A 17,810-nucleotide genomic window follows, 5' to 3' on the forward strand; every position below is an offset into this window, starting at 1 on the left:
GCGCTTGGCTAGCTCTGGTGCGCCTCGTAGTGGGCGACGGCGTCGGCGGTGCGGCCGGCACCGTAGACCCGGAGGAACTCTGCCAGCTCGGGGTGGGTGGCGGCGAGGCCGTTCGCCGCGTCGATGATCTCGCCGGCGTCGGAGACCGACCGCAGCAGCGACTGGATCTCCCGCACCACCCGGCGCACCGTGGTGGCGCCCGTCGACGACGTGGTCTGGGTGGTGTTGTTCAGGACCGACCCGCCCGCCGTCTTCTTGATCTCTTCCATCCGGTCGGTGGCCTCGGCGGCGCTGACGCTGCCGTCCGCGACCTGGCCGGCCAGCTCCTGCAGCGCCTGCACCCGCTGGACCACGGCCGGGTTGCCTATCTTGGCGCGCTGCCCGCTCATCAGCTGGGACAACATCGGGGCGGACAGGCCGAGCACCGCGGCCAGCCGGGCCTGGTTCAACCCGAGGTCGTCGATCAGACGGCGGAACAGCGCGCCCAGAGGTTCCCCGTACCAACTGCGCTGGAGCTCCCGGGCCCGCGCGGTGGCTTCCTGCTGTGCTGCATCCATGCCGTCTCCCCTGTATGCCCGATCGCGCTTCGCTGCCGCGAATCTCGCGAAGCATCCTACGGAGAGCGACGGTGCGCGGCGATACCCGGTCGGGAAAGCACCCCGACACCGGGTACCCTGTTCGGCGAAGGGGCCTTAGCTCAGTTGGTAGAGCGCTGTCTTTGCATGGCAGATGTCAGGGGTTCGACTCCCCTAGGCTCCACTCCAAACCCCTCCGACCTGCGGTAACGCGTCGGAGGGGTTTTTTGTGCGCCGCCGTGGTGGGACGGCCCCGATGAGCGCGCCGTCGGACCGTCCGGGCGGCGGCATCGGAGGCCGGCACGAGCGCGCCCAACTCGCCCACCGGGAAGCACGATTGGACGTCGGACCGCGGGCTCCTGCCCGGGTGCCCGTCCGGTGCCGGCCCGGGCCCGCGCACGCCACCGGGCCGCACCCCGGTGCGGGGTGCGGCCCGGTGGCGGTGGAGCCGGGGTCAGGCGGTCGAGTCGCCGCCCCGTCGTTCGTCGGATTCCGCCTCGGCCTGCTTGGCCCGCACCTCGGGGTCGAGCGGGGCGCCCTGCCCGCCGTCGACGGAGCTCAGGTGGGCGCGGTCGTCGACCTCGGTGGGCGCCGGGGGCTCGACCAGCCAGTCCGGGTTGGCCTGCTTGTCCCACCACTTCCAGGCGGCGACCGCGCCGGCCACCACGACGCCCAGCAGCGCCAGCCGCTTGGCGGCCTTGCCGCAGGCCGCCCGGCGGCACTGCTTCTTCTGGAGCTTCTCGATCTCCGCGGCCGTCACCTGCCCGCGGAGCGCGGCCAGCGCCGCGGCGCCCCTGGCCAGCGCCTCCTCGCGCACCGGCTCGGCCGCCGCCCGGGCGTTGACCACGGCGTTCTCCAGTCGCGGGGTGGTGTAGTCGGCGGCCTGCCGCGCGGCCTGGAGGGTGCGCAGGGCGGCCCGGCTCGCCGCTGCGTCCACCTTGGGCGGCAGCGCGCCGCGGGCGTGCTCGATCCGCGGGGACAGGTGGGTGTCGTACTGGGCCCGGGCCTGCTGCGCCGCCTCGGCGACCCGGGGAGCCAGCCGGGTGCGGGCCTCCTGCGAGTAGTGGACGGCGGCGTCCTTGGCCGTACCGGCGTAGGGAGCCACCACCTCGGCTGCGTGCCGTACGCCGTCCTTGGCCGAATGGGTCGCGGCGCGCACGCTGTCCTTGCGGGTCACGGGGATCCTCCTCCTCGGTGGGGTCCGGGTCTGGGGGCTGCTCCCCCACCTCTGCTGTGTCGCCTGTCCACCCGATTGACGAGCATGCCCGCTCCCTGCCCACACGGCATGTGCGAACGGGCATCCGGGTCATTGGGGACCTTCCGGAGCCTTATGACGACGATGCCACGCACTGCCGCATCGTGCGCGGGAAATCAGTACGAAGACCGTCAAGAGGTGGCGGCCCGGCACCCGGCGGGCGGTTCATGACAGGATCGGGGACCGTCAGTGAAGACTTATGGAAGGTAGATCGTGGCTGAGCAGCTCTACGCCACCCTGAAGACGAACCAGGGCGACATCGAACTCCGGCTTCTGCCGAACCACGCCCCCAAGACGGTCAAGAACTTCGTCGAGCTCGCCAACGGCGAGCGGGAGTGGATCGACCCGAACACCGGTCAGAAGACCACCGCCCGTCTCTACGACGGCACCGTCTTCCACCGCGTGATCAGCGGCTTCATGCTGCAGGGCGGTGACCCGCTGGGCAACGGTACGGGTGGCCCCGGCTACAAGTTCGCCGATGAGTTCCACCCCGACCTGGCGTTCACCAAGCCGTACCTGCTGGCCATGGCCAACGCCGGTCCGGGCACCAACGGCTCGCAGTTCTTCATCACCGTGTCCCCGACCGCCTGGCTGACCGGCAAGCACACCATCTTCGGTGAGGTCACCAACGAGGCCAGCAAGAAGGTCGTCGACGCCATCGCCGAGACCCAGACCAACCCCCGCACCGACCGTCCGGTGCAGGACGTCGTCATCGAGTCGGTGGTCATCGAGACCCGCTGAGCGGGTCCCGCCCCGGCCTGTTCCGGGGAACCATCGCGCCCCGTCCGGTCGTAGAAGATGGAGACGGGGCGCGAAGCTCGTTGTGGGGCGGTGCCCGGGCGACGGGCGAGGCGTGAAGCCCGTTGTGGGGCGCTGCTCGAGTGACGGGCGGGTGCCCCGGTGACCCCGGTGAGGATGAGGACGAGGGGACCGATGGACCAGCCAGGCAGCCCGCAGGAGCCGCAGCAGGCGCACGGCCAGGACGGCCTGCCCGGTTGTCACCGTCACCCGGACCGGCCGACCGGCATCCGCTGCACCCGTTGCGACCGGCCGATCTGCCCGGAGTGCATGGTCAGCGCCTCGGTCGGCTTCCAGTGCCCGGACTGCGTGCGCACCGGCGGCGGCAGCGGCCCGGCGCCGCGGGCCAGCGCGCCGCGCACGATAGCGGGCGGCACGCTCACCGCCGACCCCAAGCTGATCACCAAGATCCTGCTGGGCCTGAACGTCGCGGTCTTCGTCGCGGTGCTGGCGTCCAAGCAGTACGGCTTCGACCTGGTCAACCGGCTCGACCTGATCGGCCTGGCCGTCGATCCCAGCCGCTACCAGCTGGTCGGGGTCGCGCACGGCGAGTGGTACCGCCTGCTGACCGCGGTCTTCCTGCACGAGGAGATCGCGCACATCGGCTTCAACATGCTCTCGCTGTGGTGGCTGGGCCCGCCGCTGGAGGCGGCGCTCGGCCGGCTCCGCTTCACCGCCCTGTACCTGCTCGCCGGTCTGGGCGGCAGCGCCCTGTCCTTCCTGCTCAGCGCGCAGAACCAGCCCTCGTTGGGCGCGTCCGGCGCGATCTTCGGCCTGCTGGGTGCCACGGCCGTGCTGATGCGCCGGCTGCGGTACGACATGAAGCCGGTGCTGATCCTGCTCGCCCTCAACCTGGCCTTCACGTTCCTGTGGCCGAACATCGCCTGGCAGGCGCACGTCGGCGGGCTGATCGTGGGCGCCGCGGTGGCGTTCGGCATGGTGCACGCACCGCGGGAGCGCCGGACGCTGGTGCACGTCGGCACATGCGTGCTGGTGCTGCTCGCGATCGTCGCGGTGGTGTGGGTACGCAGCCTTCAACTGGTGGGTTGAGGCCCCGCGGGGCCATGTTGTCCACAGTCAGTGAAGGATCTTGTGCATGCTGTGCAGAGGCCGGCCCCGCTGCCCCGCTGCGCGGTGTTTCCGCAGGAAGGGGCAGGGATGGAGGCCGGCTTCCAGGGGGGCCGCCGGTCACACCGGCGTCAACCCCACGAGGGTTATCCACAGATCTTCTGAAGTTTTCCCCGGCTGTGGATAACTGTGTGGATGGCCTTGGGCAGGGCTTGCGCTAGCCCTGGGGGAGGGCGCGGGCTACTTCCACTGGGTGGAGACGCCGAACCCCACCGCGATGAAGCCGAAGCCGCACACGATGTTCCAGTTGCCCATCGCCTTGATCGGCAGGTCGCCCTCGGAGACGTAGTACAGCACGATCCACGCGAGCCCGATGACGAACATCGCCAGCATCAGCGGCGCGACCCACCCGCGGCCTGCGTTCATCTTCAGATTGGTGGTCTTCGCCGGCGGCGGCGTGAAGTCGTCCTTCTTGCGGATCCGTGACTTCGGCACGAGGAACTCTCCTGTCGATGTGCTGCTCCCCCGCTCTCCACGGTGAGCGGGCGGTTCCCTCCGCACGGATGCGGTACGAGAGCCAGGGTACGGACACGAGGGGAACGGAATTCCTTCCCGGGCGTCCGTTAGCGTAGTGCTTCCGCGGCGTCGTAAGGAGTAAGGGTACGTTGAGCACTTCCGACGGCTCCCCCGGGCGCCCCCTTCGAGCCCGACTGCGGCCCGTTCGGCTCCTCACCCTCCTCGTCTTCGCCCTCGCCGGCCTGATGTTCTGGCTCAGCTTCGACACCGCCCGCGGCACCAACCTCCGTTCGGACGACTCGATGCTCCGGCTGTCCGACCTCATCCAGGAACGCAGCCACAAGAACGGCGCCCAGGACGAGCGCAACGCCGGTCTGCGCTCCGAGGTCGACGCCCTCGCCCGCCGCGACACCGCCCCGTCCGCCTCGCAGGAGGCCGCGCTCCAGGGCCTGGAGAAGAGCGCCGGCACCAAGCCGGTCTCCGGTCAGGGACTGACGGTCACGCTCACCGACGCCCCGCCGAACGCCACCGCCAAGATCCCCGGCATCCCCGAGCCGCAGCCCAACGACCTGGTCATCCACCAGCAGGACCTCCAGGCCGTGGTGAACGCGCTCTGGCACGGTGGCGCCAAGGGCATCAAGGTCATGGACCAGCGGCTGATCTCCACCAGCGCGGTCCGCTGCGTCGGCAACACCCTGATCCTCCAGGGCCGGGTCTACTCCCCGCCCTACAAGATCACCGCAGTCGGCGACCGGGACGCCCTCAACGGCGCCCTGACCGCGTCCCCCGCCATCCAGAACTACCTCCAGTACGTCAACGCCTACGGCCTCGGTTGGAAAGTCGACCAGGACGAGGCGGTGACTCTTCCCGGCTACTCCGGCACAGTGGATCTCCACTACGCACAGCCTGTGAAGCCGTAGCCCGCATCCCGCGGGCCGGCAGGGAGGGGCGGTCGGATGACGGTGCGGTGGATCGTGCGGACGGCCAGCGAAATCTGTCTCACCGTCGGCACGCTGATCGTCCTCTTCGTCGTCTACCTCCTTTACTGGACCGGCGTCCGGGCGGACAGCGCGATGGACGGCGAGATCGGCAGGCTCCAGGACCAGTGGTCCACCGGCCCGGTCGCCGCCGCCGGCACCCCCGCCCCCACACCCACCGCCCCGCCCCGCCGTTACGCCCCGGGCGCGTCCTTCGCCGTGATGTACATCCCCCGCTTCGGGCCGGACTGGGCCAAGCCCGTCCTGGAGGGCACCGGGACCGACGTCCTTCAGCGCGGCCTGGGCCACTACGACGGGACCGCCCGGCTCGGCGCGACCGGAAACTTCGCCGTCGCCGGCCACCGCCGCACCTACGGCGACCCGTTCAAGGACTTCCCGCAACTGCGCCCCGGGGACGCCGTGGTCCTGACCGACGGCACCACGTGGTTCACCTACCGCATCGACAACCACCCCTACACGACGCTGCCCACCGACATCGGCGTGATCGACCCGGTCCCCCGGAAGTCCGGCTTCACCGGCCCCGGCCGCTACCTCACGCTGACCACCTGCGAACCGGAGTGGGGCCACAGCCACCGCCTGATCGCCTGGGCACACCTCGATTCGACCCAATCCGTCACCCAGGGAAGGCCGTCGGCTTTGACCGGCTGACCCACCCGAGCACAGCCTCTCCCCTTACTCTGGTGTCGCAATCGACATCGTCAAACGGCATCGGCAAGGGGACAGCGACAGCATGTACGGCTGGATCTGGCGGCATCTGCCGGGCACCACGTGGGTGAAGGCGCTGATTTCCGTGGTGCTCGTCCTGGCGGTGGTCTTCGTGCTCTTCCAGTGGGTCTTTCCGTGGGCGGAGCCACTGCTCCCCTTCAATGACGTCACTGTCGACCAAGGGATGGCAGCCACCCGATGACCGCACGGATTCTCGTCGTCGACAACTACGACAGCTTCGTCTTCAACCTGGTCCAGTACCTCTACCAGCTCGGTGCCGAATGCGAGGTACTGCGCAACGACGAGGTGGCCCCGCGCCATGCCCAGGACGGTTTCGACGGTGTGCTGCTCTCCCCGGGCCCCGGTACCCCCGAGCAGGCCGGGATCTGCGTCGACATGGTCCGGCACTGCGCGGACACCGGCGTCCCGGTGTTCGGCGTGTGCCTGGGCCTGCAGTCGATGGCGGTCGCCTACGGCGGGGTGGTGGACCGGGCCCCCGAGCTGCTGCACGGCAAGACCTCGCCCGTCCTCCACGAGGGCGCCGGCGTCTTCGCCGGGCTGCCCTCGCCCTTCACCGCCACCCGCTACCACTCGCTGGCCGTCGAACCGGACACCGTCCCCGACGAGCTGGCGGTCACGGCCTGGACGGAGGCGGACGACGCCCCCGGCGGCCGGATCATCATGGGGCTGCGGCACCGTGAACTCCCCGTGGAGGGCGTGCAGTTCCACCCCGAGTCGGTACTGACGGAATGGGGACACCGGATGCTGGCCAACTGGCTGGTGGAGTGCGGCGACGAGGGAGCGGTGGAGCGTTCGGCGGGGCTTGCCCCGGTGGTCGGCAAGGCCGGCGCGTGACCGCGCTGCGCCCCGAGCACGAAGGACGGTCCTACGAGCCGCACGAGGACCCGCCGCAGGCACCGCAGGACCCGTACGCGCCCACCGACCCGCACGGCCGGTCCGACGCGTTCGAGGCGGCGGTGGGACGGCTCGACGACCCGCTGAACGACCCCCTGCCCGGCCGGTCGGCGACCTCGCGCCCCCATCCCGACCCGTACCCGACCCCGTACGCACAGGACGCGCCCTCCGTCCGCCCCGGCGGGGGAGCCGCGGCCGAGGGCTCCCCCTGGTTCCGGCCCCGCCAGGACCCGCCGGCACCGTCCCGGCCCGAGGCAGCGGACCCTCCGCGGCGTTCGGCCCGGCACCGCAGACCCGGCCCCGGCGACACCCCGCCGGTGCCCCGCACCGCCCCGCCGCACGGCCCCGAAGCCGATCTCTACGGCCAGGTGAACGGCGGCTTCGGCCGCGGCAGTTACGCACCGCCCCCCACCGAGCCGATACCCGGCCCGCACGGCCCGCACGGGGTCGCGGAGGCCCTCACCGCGCCTCTTCCCACGATCCCCCCGCTGGTTCCGTCACGGCCCGGTCGGTCCGTGCGCCCCACACCTGCCGCTGCTCCGCCACGGCCGGACGACGAGACCATGGCGCTGCGCCAGGCCGAACAGCCCGCCCGCGGCGACGTTTCACGTGAAACCAGCGCGACGGTTTCACGTGAAACCGACTCCACCACCGCCGTTTCACGTGAAACCACGACCGCTTCGGAGACGGGAGGCCGCGCGGCCCGTCGCAAGGCTGCCCAGGCGGCGGTCAAGCGGGGCGGCCGCCACGGTCGGCGCGGCGCCGTGGCTGCTGCTGCGTCCCCCTCCGCCGCCGCGACCGCAGCCGAGGCGCCCAAACCACCCATGACGCGCGTCGAGGCCCGCCGGGCCCAGCGCGCCGCCAAGGACAGCCCCGGCCTGATCGCCAGCCGCGCGCTGGGCGAGGTGTTCATCACGCTCGGCGTGCTGATGCTTCTCTTCGTCACCTACCAGCTGTGGTGGACGAACGTGATGGCCGGCGAGGAGGCCGGCGGCGCCGCCAACAACCTCCAGCACGAGTGGGACCAGGGCGGCGGGGAGAAGAAGAACCTCGCGGACGGCGAGCGCTTCGGCATCATGTACATCCCCAAGCTCGACGTGAAGGCCCCGATCGCCGAGGGCATCGACAAGCACTCCGTCCTCGACCACGGCATGATCGGCCACTACGACGCCGCCAGCGGCATCAAGACCGCCATGCCCTGGGACAAGACCGGCAACTTCTCCGTCGCCGCCCACCGCAACACCCACGGCGAGCCGTTCCGCTACATCAACCGCCTGACCAAGGGCGACAAGATCGTGGTCGAGACGCAGAGCGCCTACTACACCTACGAGATGGAGAGCGTCCTCCCGCAGACCTCTCCCAGCAACACCAGCGTGATCACGCCGGTGCCGCCCGGGTCGGGATTCACCGGCCCCGGCCGGTACATCACCTTGACCACCTGCACCCCGGAATTCACCAGTACCTATCGGTTGATCGTCTGGGGCAAGATGGTCGACGAGCGGCCGCGGAGCAAGGGCAAACCAGCAGCGCTCGCCGGCTGAGCGGACGACTGAAGGGGAGCGACGCGGTGACTGCCAGCGGAATCGACGAGGACCACGACCGGCCCGCGACGCCACCGGAACCGCGCCGGAGGTGGCAGACCTTCGCCTCCGTTGTCAGCGTCATCGGTGAACTGCTCATCACGGCCGGGCTGGTCCTCGGTCTGTTCGTCGTCTACTCGCTGTGGTGGACCAACGTCCTCGCCGACCGCGCATCGCACCAGCAGGGCGACAAGGTCCGCCAGCACTGGGCCACCGCGGCCCCCGGCCCCAAGGGCCCGGGAGAGTTGGACACCAAGGACGGCATCGGCTTCCTGCACGTCCCGGCGATGAACAACGGCGACGTGCTGGTCAAGAAGGGCACCGGCAGCGACATCCTCAACGAGGGCGTGGCCGGCTACTACACCAAGCCCGTCAAGTCCGCCCTGCCGCAGGACAAGGAAGGCAACTTCACCCTCGCCGCCCACCGCGACGGCCACGGCGCGAAGTTCCACAACATCGACAAGCTCAAGGACGGCGACCCGATCGTCTTCGAGACCAAGGACACCTGGTACGTCTACAAGGTCTTCGCGACGCTGCCGCAGACCTCGAAGTACAACGTGAAGGTCCTCGACAAGGTCCCCGCCGAGTCCGGCAAGCACAAGGCCGGCCGCTACATCACGCTCACCACCTGCACCCCCGTCTACACCTCGGACTACCGCTACGTCGTCTGGGGCGAGCTGGTCCGCACCCAGAAGGTCGACGGGGACCGCACGCCGCCCGCCGAACTCCGCTGAGCCCCGCACCGCACGACGGAGCCCCGGCCGCCCTCCAAGGGCCGCCGGGGCTCCGTCGTCGTACGGTGCCGTGCGGGCGCTAGTGCTTCTTGCCCCAGCCGAACGGGCCGCCGAAGATGCCGCCGTCGTTGTTGCCGTCGTTGTTGCCACCCATGGTGGTCAGGGTGACGGTGGTCGACGCGGGGTCACCGCCGGTTCCCGGCTGCGGGTCCTGGCTGATGACCATGGCGTTGTCGTCCTGCGAACTGCCGCCCGCGAACTGGATGTTGTTGAAGCCCGCCTGCTGGAGCATCTGCTTGGCGTCCTTCACCTTCTTGCCCGTCACGCCCGGCACCTGCGCCTGCGCCGCCTTGCCCACGGTCAGCGTGACCGTGGAGCTCTGCGCCGCCTGCTGGTTGCCGGTCGGGGACTGGGAGATGACCTTGCCGTTCTGCCCCGGGTCGGACACGTCCTGGTCGGTCCGGTTGACGGTGAAGCCCAGGTCCTGCAGCTGCTTCTGCGCCGCGTTGAAGTCCTGGCCGGTGACGTCCGGAACGGTCGACTTCGGCGCCGCCTTGGCCACCGTCAGCGTGATCTGGGTGTCCTTGGTCGTCTCGGCCTGCCCCTTGGGGTCCTGCTTCGTGACGACGCCCGGCGTCCGGTCGGAGACCTCTTCGGTCTTGGTGATGTTCTGGAAGCCCTTGCTCTTGAGCTCCTGCTCCGCTGCGTCGAAGGGCATGCCCTGCACGTCCGGAACGGTCACCTTGACCGCGCCCGAGCACATCGTCACCTTGACCGTGGTGCCCTTGTCGATCTTCTCGTCGGCCGCCGGGTCCTGCTCGGTGATCTGGCCCTTCTTGGCGTTGTCGCACTGCTTGCTGCCCTGCTTGGCGACCTTGAAGGAGCTGTTCTCGCCGTAGGACTTCGCCTCCGCCAGCGTCTTGCCGACGAGGTTGGGCACCGAGATGGTGTTGTTCTTGGTCCCGCCGCTGAACATGGCCTTGCCGATGAAGATCGCACCGACCAGGACCAGGACCGCCGCCAGGACCAGCAGGATCGTGGAGAGGTTGCTCTTCTTCTGGCCACCGCCCCGCCGCCGGTCCGCGCGGTCCTCGTAGCCGTAGCCCCCGTCGTCGGGGTTCATCGGCGGCAGCATCGACGTCTTCGGACCGCCCGGGTCCTGCGCCCGCAGCAGCGTCGTCGGCTGGTCCTGCTCGCCGTAGCCGACCGCACCCAGCGCGGCGGTCGCCGCGACCGGCTGGCCGTCCAGCGCCGCCTCGATGTCGGCCCGCATCTCGTCCGCCGACTGATAGCGGTAGTCCGGATCCTTGACCAGCGCCTTCAGGACGATCGCGTCCATCTCCGGGGAGATCTCCGGATCGAAGGTGCTCGGCGGCTGCGGCTCCTCCCGCACGTGCTGGTAGGCCACCGCGACCGGGGAGTCCCCCACGAACGGCGGCCGCACCGTCAGCAGCTCGTAGAGCAGGCAGCCCGTCGAATACAGGTCGGAGCGGGCGTCGACCTGCTCGCCCTTGGCCTGTTCCGGCGACAGGTACTGCGCGGTGCCGATCACCGCCGCGGTCTGCGTCATGGTCATCCCGGCGTCGCCCATGGCCCGGGCGATGCCGAAGTCCATCACCTTGACCTGGCCGGTACGGGTCAGCATCACGTTGGCCGGCTTGATGTCACGGTGCACGATGCCGGCACGGTGCGAGTACTCCAGCGCCTGCAGCACACCGGTGGTCATCTCCAGCGACCGCTCGGGCAGCAGCTTCCGCCCGGAGTGCAGCAGCTCGCGCAGCGTCGACCCGTCCACGTACTCCATGACGATGTACGGGATCGACACCCCGTCGACGTAGTCCTCGCCGGTGTCGTAGACCGCGACGATCGACGGGTGGTTCAGCGAGGCGGCCGACTGGGCCTCACGGCGGAACCGGGCCTGGAAGGACGGATCGCGGGCGAGGTCCACCCGCAGCGTCTTCACCGCCACGGTGCGGCCGAGGCGGGTGTCATGCGCGAGGTAGACCTCCGCCATGCCACCACGACCGAGCACCGAGCCCAGCTCGTACCGGCCGCCGAGGCGACGCGGCTCTTCCATAAGCTTCTCCAGCCCTCTCCGTCAGTCCCGACCGCACCCGTGTGTGGTCCGGCGGTGTGCTGTCCGGGCATACCGTACCCGGCACGCCGTCCCGGACCGGACCGGAGCCGCAACCTGATATGTGACCGGTATCGCCATGACCGCCGTCACCGCTCGCCGGCGATGACCGCCTCCATCACGTTCTTCGCGATCGGAGCGGCGAGCTTGCCGCCGGCGATGTCGCCACGCAGGGTGTCTGACCCCTCGATGACGACCGCCACCGCCACCGGGGTGCCCTTGGCGGTCTTCGCGTACGAGATGAACCAGGCGTACGGGTTGTCCTTGTTGTTCTCGCCGTGCTGCGCGGTACCCGTCTTGCCACCGACCGTGACGCCGGGGATCTGCGCGGTGGTGCCCGTGCCCTCCTTGACCACGGTCTCCATCATGCTCTGCAGCTTCTGCGCGTTCTCCGGCTTCAGCGGCCGGCTCATCTCCTGCGGCGTGTGCTGCTGCACGACGTTGAGGTTGGGGGCCACGAGCTGGTCGACCATGTACGGCCTCATCAGCTTGCCGCCGTTGGCGACCGCCGACGCGACCATCGCCATCTGCAGCGGCGTGGCGCGGTTCGACGCCTGGCCGATGCCCGCCATCGCGTTCTGCGGCCGGTTGTCCTTCGGGTAGACGCTCTCCGCGGCCCGCACCGGAGTGTCGATCTTCGCGTCGTTGAAGCCGAACTTCTCCGCCTCGGACTTCATCTTCGCGTTGCCGAGGTCCGCGCTGATCTTGCCGAAGACGGTGTTGCAGGAGTACTGCAGCGCCACCCGCATCGTCGCGTTCTCGCAGGGGATGTTGCCCTCGTTGTTCAGGGGCTGGTGCGCGGTGTCCGGCAGGATGTACGGCACCGGCGAGTCGGTCTTGGCGTCGACGTCGGTGTACAGGCCGCTCTCCAGCGCCGCGGCGGCCGTCACGACCTTGAACGTGGAGCCGGGCGGGTACGTCTGCCGCAGCGCCCGGTTCAGCATCGGGTCGTCGGGGTCGTTCTGCTTCAGCAGCCCGTTGTACGCCTTGGCGTCCTTGTCGCTCATCCCCGCGAACGTCGACGGGTCGTACGACGGGGTGCTGGCCAGCGCCAGGATCGCCCCGGTCTCCGGGTTGAGCGCCACCACGGCGCCCTTCTTGTCCCCGAGCCCGTCGAAGGCCGCCTGCTGCGCCTTGGCGTCGAGGGTGGTCACCACGTTGCCGCCCTTCTGCTTGCCGCCGGTGAACATGTCGACCGTGCGGCTGAAGAAGAGTCGGTCATCGGTGCCGGTGAGGATCGCGTCGTTCAGCTTCTCCAACTGGTTGGAGTCGAAGGCCTGCGAGGCGTAGCCGGTCACCGGCGCCCACATCTTGCCGTTCTTGTAGGTGCGCTTGTACTTGAAGTCGCCGATGTCCGTGGTCGTCGAGCCGGTGATGGCCTTGCCGTCCACGATGATGTTGCCGCGCGGGGTGCTGTAGCGCTCGATCGCCACCCGGCGGTTGTTCGGATCGTTCTTGAGCTGGTCGCTCTGGACGAACTGCACCCAGTTCACGCGGACGAGCAGGGCGAGGACGAGCAGGCCGCAGAAGACCGCGACCCGTCGCAGGGGCTTGTTCACGGGCGGACCACCTGGGTCATCTCGGCGTCGGTGGACGGGGCGGGGGCGGGTGCGGGACGGCGCGCGGTGTCACTGATCCGGAGCAGGATGCCCACCAGCGCCCAGTTGGCGATGACGGACGAACCACCCTGCGCCAGGAACGGCATCGTCATGCCGGTCAGCGGGATGAGACCCGTCACACCGCCGGCGACGACGAAGACCTGGAGGGCGAAGGCACCGGAGAGACCGACCGCCAGCAGCTTGCCGAACGGGTCGCGGGCGGCCAGCGCCGTGCGGATGCCGCGCTCGATGAGCAGGCCGTACAGCAGCAGTATCGCCATCAGACCGGCCAGGCCGGTCTCCTCGCCGACGGTGGCGAGGATGTAGTCGCTCTTCGGGGCGATGCCGCCGATGAGGCGGGAGTAGCCCTGTCCGAGGCCGGACCCGAGGATGCCGCCGGAGCCGAAGGAGTACATCGCCTGCGCGGTCTCCGTCACGCCGCCGTTCAGCAGCTCCAGCGGGTTGAGCCAGTTGTGGACGCGGACCTGCACGTGGGACTCGAAGGTGGCCACGGCGACCGCACCACCGGCGCTCAGCAGCAGACCGAACACGATCCAGCTGGTCCGCTCGGTCGCGACGTACAGCATGATCACGAAGAGGCCGAAGAAGAGCAGCGAGGTGCCCAGGTCGGTCTCGAAGACCAGGATCATCAGGCTGAGCGCCCAGATGACCAGGATCGGGCCGAGGTCCCGGCCGCGCGGCAGGTACATGCCCATGAAGCGGCGGCTGGCCAGTGCCAGTGCGTCCCGCTTCACCATGAGGTAGCCGGCGAAGAAGATCGCGATGACGATCTTCGCGAACTCACCGGGCTGCAGCGAACCCACACCCGGGATCGTGATCCAGATGCGCGCGCCGAACCGTGCTGGGAAGAAGATCGGTGCGACCAGCAGGACCAGCGCGACCACCATCGAGATGTAGGTGTAGCGCTGCAGGACGCGGTGGTCCTTGAGGAAGATCAGTACGCCGAGGAAGAGCGCGACGCCCAGCGTCGACCACATCATCTGGCCCGGTGCCATGGCGCCGCCCAGCTGCGGGGTGCTGATCTTCGGCTCCTGGTCGAGCCGCCAGATGAACACCAGCCCCAGGCCGTTCAACAGCGTCGCGATGGGCAGCATCAGCGGATCCGCGTACGGCGCCCACTTGCGGACGACGAGGTGCGCGACGCCGGCCAACAGGCCCAGCCCCAGGGTGTAACCCAGCGCCCCGGCGGGCACCGAACCGTCCTTCGCCAGGCCGACGTTGACGTAGGCGAAGACCGGGATCAGCACCGCGAAGACCAGCAGGGCCAGCTCGGTGTTGCGACGGCTGGGCGCGGCGAACGTGCCCACGGTGGTCGTGGTCGTTGTACTGCTCATGAAATCTCCGGCCCCCTACGCCCTCACTGCTGGGTGCTGCAATTCTTCTCCAGCTTCTGCTGCTCCTCGGAGGGAGTCTGAGTGGGGGTGGGGGTGGGGTCTGCAGTGGTGGACAGGGCTCCGGTCACGCCGTTTCCGGCGGGGGTGCCCGTCTTGCTGCCGGGCTTCTGGCCGTTCTTGCCCTTGGCAGCCGCGGCCTCCCGCTCGGCGGCCTCCCGCTGCTCCTTGGCCTGGCAGGCGTTGGCCTGCTTGCCGAGCTCGGTCACCTTGTCGCTGGCCTGGTTGCGGTTGTCGACCGCGATGGTCTCCTTGACCTGGTTGCGCTGGTAGACCGGCAGGTACTTGAGTTCGATCTCGGGGTGGTCCTCGTCGACCGAGTTGAGCTTGATCCAGGCGAGGTCCTGGCTGATGCCCCGGTACAGCGCGACGTGGTCGTCCTTGGCGCCGACGAAGTACTGCGTCTGCGTCCACTGGTAGCCGGCGTACAGCCCGCCGCCGAGCACTCCCAGCGCGAGCACGGTGAACAGCGACGCCTTGAGCCACTTGCCGCGCCGGCGCGGCTTGAGGAAGTCCTCGTCGGTGAACGCGCCGAACGAGCCGTGCGGCACCCCGCCGACCTCGGGCTCCCCGCTTCCGGGCGGCCCGAAGGCGCCTCCCGGAGCCGGCGGGGCGTCCCGGCGGCCCAGCTCGGCGGCGCGGGCGGCCGGCGTCTGGAGCGTGCTGGGGTCGTTCAGCTGGTGCTGGTTCTCGGCGACCGCGCCGACCACCACCGGGGTGTCGTTGAGCTGCCCGGCGGCGGTCTCGGTGCCGTCCACGTCCAGCACGTCGGCGACGATGCAGGTGATGTTGTCCGGCCCGCCGCCGCGCAGTGCGAGCTGGATCAGCTCCTGCACCGTCTCGTGCGGCCCCTGGTAGCCGGCCAGGGTCTCTTCGAGGGTCTGGTGGCTGACCACTCCGGACAGCCCGTCCGAGCAGATCAGGTACCGGTCCCCGGCCCGCACCTCGCGGATCGACAGGTCCGGTTCGACGTGGTCGCCACTGCCCAGCGCCCGCATCAGCAGCGACCGCTGCGGGTGGGTGGTGGCCTCCTCCTCGGTGATCCGGCCCTCGTCGACCAGCCGCTGCACCCAGGTGTGGTCCTGCGTGATCTGGGTCAGCACCCCGTCGCGCAGCAGGTAGGCGCGGGAGTCGCCGACGTGCACCAGGCCGAGCCGCTGGCCCGTCCACAGCAGGGCGGTCAGGGTCGTCCCCATGCCCTCCAGCTGCGGGTCCTCCTCGACCATCACCCGCAACTGGTCGTTGGCGCGCTGCACGGCGGTGCCCAGCGAGGTGAGGATGTCGGAGCCGGGGACATCGTCGTCGAGCTGGACGAGCGTGGAGATCACCTCGGAGGAGGCAACCTCACCGGCGGCCTGGCCGCCCATGCCGTCCGCGATGGCGAGCAGTCGGGGCCCGGCGTAGCCGGAGTCCTCGTTGCCCTCGCGGATCATGCCCTTGTGCGATCCGGCGGCGAAGCGCAGCGACAGACTCATGCGCACCTCACCCGTCGGCTCGGGGTACAGCCGGTCTCGTCGAGCCACACTGCCCACCCTCCGGTCGGGAGCACGCCCGGGTCCGCCGAGTGGACCGTTACGGCTCGCTCGCTCCGCTCGCTCATTGTCGTACTACTTCCGCAGCTCGATGACGGTCTTGCCGATGCGGATCGGGGCTCCCAGAGGAATCGGAGTCGCGGTCGTCAGTCGGGTCCGGTCAAGGTACGTGCCGTTGGTGGAACCGAGGTCCTCGACGATCCACTGGCCGTCACGGTCCGGGTAGATCCTGGCATGCCTGCTGGACGCGTAGTCGTCGTCCAGCACGATGGTGGAGTCGTGCGCCCGGCCCAGGCTGATCGTCTGGCCCTGGAGGGCGACGGTCGTACCGGCCAGGGTGCCTTCGGAGACCACCAGCTTGGTGGGGGCTCCGCGCCGCTGCCGGCCCCCGCCGCGGCCGCCGCTCTCCTGGCGGCGCTGCTGCTGCTGGGGCGCGGCCTGGCGCTGGGTGCGCGGTTCGGGTCCGCCGCGTCGGGCGGCGCCGCGCTGTGTGACGCGCGTGCCGAACAGATCGCTGCGGATGACCTGTACGGCCACGATGACGAACAGCCACAGTACGGCGAGGAAACCCAACCGCATGACCGTCAGGGTCAGCTCTGACATTGGCCCCGCTTCACCCTTCGGCTTGCCGGTAAACGATGGTGGTACTGCCCACGACGATCCGCGAGCCGTCGCGGAGACTAGCGTGGGTGGTGTGTTGCCCGTCCACCACGATCCCGTTGGTGGACCCCAGATCCTGGATCGTGGGGGGCGGTCCGACGCGGATCTCGCAGTGGCGCCGGGAGACTCCCGGGTCGTCGATCCGCACGTCGGCGTCGGTGCTGCGACCCAGCACCAGGGTGGACCGCGAGATCTGGTGGCGGGTGCCGTTGATCTCGACCCAGCGTCGGGTCTGGGCGTACGGCTGCGGTCCCGCGCCGGGCGCTGTCGACCGGGGCACGGGCGGCGCACCGGGCGGCGGCGAGGTCGGCATGGGCGGGGCCACGTGGCCGCCGGGCTGGCTCGGCGCTCCGGTGGCGCGGGCCGCCGCGGCCTGGCCGGGCCGGTCCTGGGACGTGCTGGAGGCGAGGGTGCGGCTGCGGACGCGGTACAGGCCGGTGTCGAGATCCTCGGCCTTCTCCAGATGGACCTTGATCGGGCCCATGAAGGTGTAGCGCTGCTGCTTGGCGTAGTCGCGGACCATGCCCGCCAACTCGTCCCCGAGCTGCCCGCTGTACGGACTCAGCCGCTCGTAGTCCGGAGTGCTCAGCTCGACGATGAAGTCGTTGGGGACGACCGTGCGGTCGCGGTTCCAGATGCTGGCGTTGTTGTCGCACTCGCGCTGCAGAGCGCCGGCGATCTCAACGGGCTGCACTTCGGACTTGAACACCTTGGCGAAGGTGCCGTTGACGAGACCTTCGAGACGCTGCTCGAAGCGCTTCAGTACTCCCACGGGGCACCTCCTTCCTCAGTCTTCCTCAGGGTCGTCCTGATACTGCTTACTGATCGTATCCACGCGCCGGGAAATCGGCTGGTTCCCCTTTCCTGCCTGGAGGACGAGTGTCGCCCACCACAGGGTTGCCCGGTGTCCGTCGTCCTCCTGCCGCTCTCCTTCGGCCGCTTGCAGTGCACTGCGATCGTAGATGTGCCCCGATACCAGTGTCCCGCAACCGCCCATCCGCCCGAGGGGGCGGGGGCCGACTCCGGCCAGTGTCCCGGGAGCCCCTCCGAGGAACGCGCGCGGCCGTCCGTGAGTGCCGCCCCGCCCCTCGCAGGCCCGTGGCCGGGGGAAAGGCGTGTGAAGTCACCCCCGACACCGTGCTAATGTTCTCGATGTCGGAAGGCGCTCCCGCAAGACCCGGACCGAACGGCCCGGATCGCGTGAGAGAATAAACCGGCAGCACCCATGCGCGGGTGGCGGAATAGGCAGACGCGCTGGATTCAGGTTCCAGTGCCCGAAAGGGCGTGGGGGTTCAACTCCCCCCTCGCGCACAGATGAGACCCCCGGTCT

General features: G+C 69.8%; 17 protein-coding genes and 2 tRNA genes. 10 read left to right on the top strand and 9 right to left on the bottom strand.

What is annotated here, in order from left to right; translation table 11 throughout:
• Positions 1-8: 8 nt before the first annotated feature.
• The gene (locus tag ACJ6WD_RS06505) at positions 9-557 is read right to left on the bottom strand and encodes a DNA-binding protein (RefSeq protein ID WP_016571114.1); all 549 of its coding nucleotides are present in this window, start codon (positions 555-557) and stop codon (positions 9-11) included.
• A gap of 129 nt (positions 558-686) precedes the next feature.
• On the opposite strand from ACJ6WD_RS06505, the gene ACJ6WD_RS06510 reads away from it, so the two are divergent.
• A tRNA-Ala gene (locus ACJ6WD_RS06510) sits at positions 687-759 on the top strand.
• Between the two features lie 270 nt (positions 760-1,029).
• On the opposite strand, the gene ACJ6WD_RS06515 is transcribed toward ACJ6WD_RS06510, so the two are convergent.
• Positions 1,030-1,752: a DUF5324 family protein gene (locus tag ACJ6WD_RS06515; RefSeq protein WP_016571113.1), complete on the bottom strand. Its 723-nt coding sequence runs from the start codon at positions 1,750-1,752 to the stop codon at positions 1,030-1,032.
• A gap of 291 nt (positions 1,753-2,043) precedes the next feature.
• Here ACJ6WD_RS06515 and ACJ6WD_RS06520 point away from each other — a divergent pair, with 291 nt between their 5' ends.
• Complete coding sequence (locus tag ACJ6WD_RS06520) at positions 2,044-2,571, top strand: peptidylprolyl isomerase (RefSeq protein WP_016571112.1); 528 nt, start codon at positions 2,044-2,046, stop codon at positions 2,569-2,571.
• 192 nt (positions 2,572-2,763) lie between these two features.
• Positions 2,764-3,678, top strand: a complete 915-nt coding sequence (locus ACJ6WD_RS06525; protein WP_407615282.1) for a rhomboid family intramembrane serine protease — start codon at positions 2,764-2,766, stop codon at positions 3,676-3,678.
• 258 nt (positions 3,679-3,936) lie between these two features.
• Here ACJ6WD_RS06525 and crgA read toward each other — a convergent pair whose 3' ends face one another.
• Positions 3,937-4,191, bottom strand: coding sequence for a cell division protein CrgA (crgA, locus tag ACJ6WD_RS06530; protein ID WP_016571110.1), 255 nt, complete (start codon positions 4,189-4,191; stop codon positions 3,937-3,939).
• 170 nt (positions 4,192-4,361) lie between these two features.
• Here crgA and ACJ6WD_RS06535 point away from each other — a divergent pair, with 170 nt between their 5' ends.
• The 6 genes from ACJ6WD_RS06535 to ACJ6WD_RS06560 all read left to right on the top strand — a co-directional run bounded on the left by ACJ6WD_RS06535 (position 4,362) and on the right by ACJ6WD_RS06560 (position 9,144).
• Positions 4,362-5,132 carry a DUF881 domain-containing protein gene (locus ACJ6WD_RS06535; protein ID WP_016571109.1) on the top strand — a complete coding sequence of 257 codons (771 nt, stop codon included), beginning with the start codon at positions 4,362-4,364 and terminating at the stop codon, positions 5,130-5,132.
• Positions 5,133-5,168: 36 nt separating this feature from the next.
• Entirely contained in the window at positions 5,169-5,858 is a 690-nt protein-coding gene (locus tag ACJ6WD_RS06540; RefSeq protein WP_376437888.1) for a class E sortase, read from the top strand.
• 82 nt (positions 5,859-5,940) lie between these two features.
• Positions 5,941-6,117, top strand: coding sequence for a hypothetical protein (locus ACJ6WD_RS06545; protein ID WP_016572301.1), 177 nt, complete (start codon positions 5,941-5,943; stop codon positions 6,115-6,117).
• Entirely contained in the window at positions 6,114-6,770 is a 657-nt protein-coding gene (locus tag ACJ6WD_RS06550) for an aminodeoxychorismate/anthranilate synthase component II (protein ID WP_233657238.1), read from the top strand. Before ACJ6WD_RS06545 ends, ACJ6WD_RS06550 begins: the two co-directional genes overlap by 4 nt.
• Positions 6,767-8,371, top strand: coding sequence for a class E sortase (locus tag ACJ6WD_RS06555; RefSeq protein ID WP_407615283.1), 1,605 nt, complete (start codon positions 6,767-6,769; stop codon positions 8,369-8,371). Before ACJ6WD_RS06550 ends, ACJ6WD_RS06555 begins: the two co-directional genes overlap by 4 nt.
• 26 nt (positions 8,372-8,397) lie before the next feature.
• Positions 8,398-9,144 (top strand): class E sortase, encoded by a 747-nt coding sequence (locus ACJ6WD_RS06560; RefSeq protein ID WP_233657236.1) that lies wholly within the window; start codon positions 8,398-8,400, stop codon positions 9,142-9,144.
• Positions 9,145-9,223: 79 nt separating this feature from the next.
• Here ACJ6WD_RS06560 and pknB read toward each other — a convergent pair whose 3' ends face one another.
• The 6 genes from pknB to ACJ6WD_RS06590 all read right to left on the bottom strand — a co-directional run bounded on the left by pknB (position 9,224) and on the right by ACJ6WD_RS06590 (position 17,252).
• Positions 9,224-11,221: a Stk1 family PASTA domain-containing Ser/Thr kinase gene (gene pknB / locus ACJ6WD_RS06565; protein WP_233657235.1), complete on the bottom strand. Its 1,998-nt coding sequence runs from the start codon at positions 11,219-11,221 to the stop codon at positions 9,224-9,226.
• 146 nt (positions 11,222-11,367) lie between these two features.
• Entirely contained in the window at positions 11,368-12,837 is a 1,470-nt protein-coding gene (locus tag ACJ6WD_RS06570; RefSeq protein ID WP_233657234.1) for a penicillin-binding protein 2, read from the bottom strand.
• Entirely contained in the window at positions 12,834-14,231 is a 1,398-nt protein-coding gene (locus ACJ6WD_RS06575) for an FtsW/RodA/SpoVE family cell cycle protein (RefSeq protein ID WP_233657233.1), read from the bottom strand. Before ACJ6WD_RS06575 ends, ACJ6WD_RS06570 begins: the two co-directional genes overlap by 4 nt.
• Before the next feature lie 23 nt (positions 14,232-14,254).
• A complete protein-coding gene (locus ACJ6WD_RS06580; RefSeq protein ID WP_233657232.1) occupies positions 14,255-15,763 on the bottom strand; it encodes a PP2C family serine/threonine-protein phosphatase in 1,509 nt (502 codons plus the stop codon).
• A gap of 132 nt (positions 15,764-15,895) precedes the next feature.
• Positions 15,896-16,423, bottom strand: coding sequence for an FHA domain-containing protein (locus ACJ6WD_RS06585; RefSeq protein ID WP_233657231.1), 528 nt, complete (start codon positions 16,421-16,423; stop codon positions 15,896-15,898).
• Positions 16,424-16,433: 10 nt separating this feature from the next.
• A complete protein-coding gene (locus ACJ6WD_RS06590) occupies positions 16,434-17,252 on the bottom strand; it encodes a DUF3662 and FHA domain-containing protein (RefSeq protein WP_016574846.1) in 819 nt (272 codons plus the stop codon).
• Between the two features lie 455 nt (positions 17,253-17,707).
• Between ACJ6WD_RS06590 and ACJ6WD_RS06595 the strand changes: the two genes are divergently transcribed.
• Positions 17,708-17,791, top strand: a tRNA-Leu gene (locus tag ACJ6WD_RS06595).
• The last annotated feature ends 19 nt before the right edge of the window (positions 17,792-17,810 follow it).

It is taken from the genome of Streptomyces sp. VTCC 41912, assembly GCF_045799175.1.
Lineage (GTDB): Bacteria > Actinomycetota > Actinomycetes > Streptomycetales > Streptomycetaceae > Streptomyces > Streptomyces albulus_C.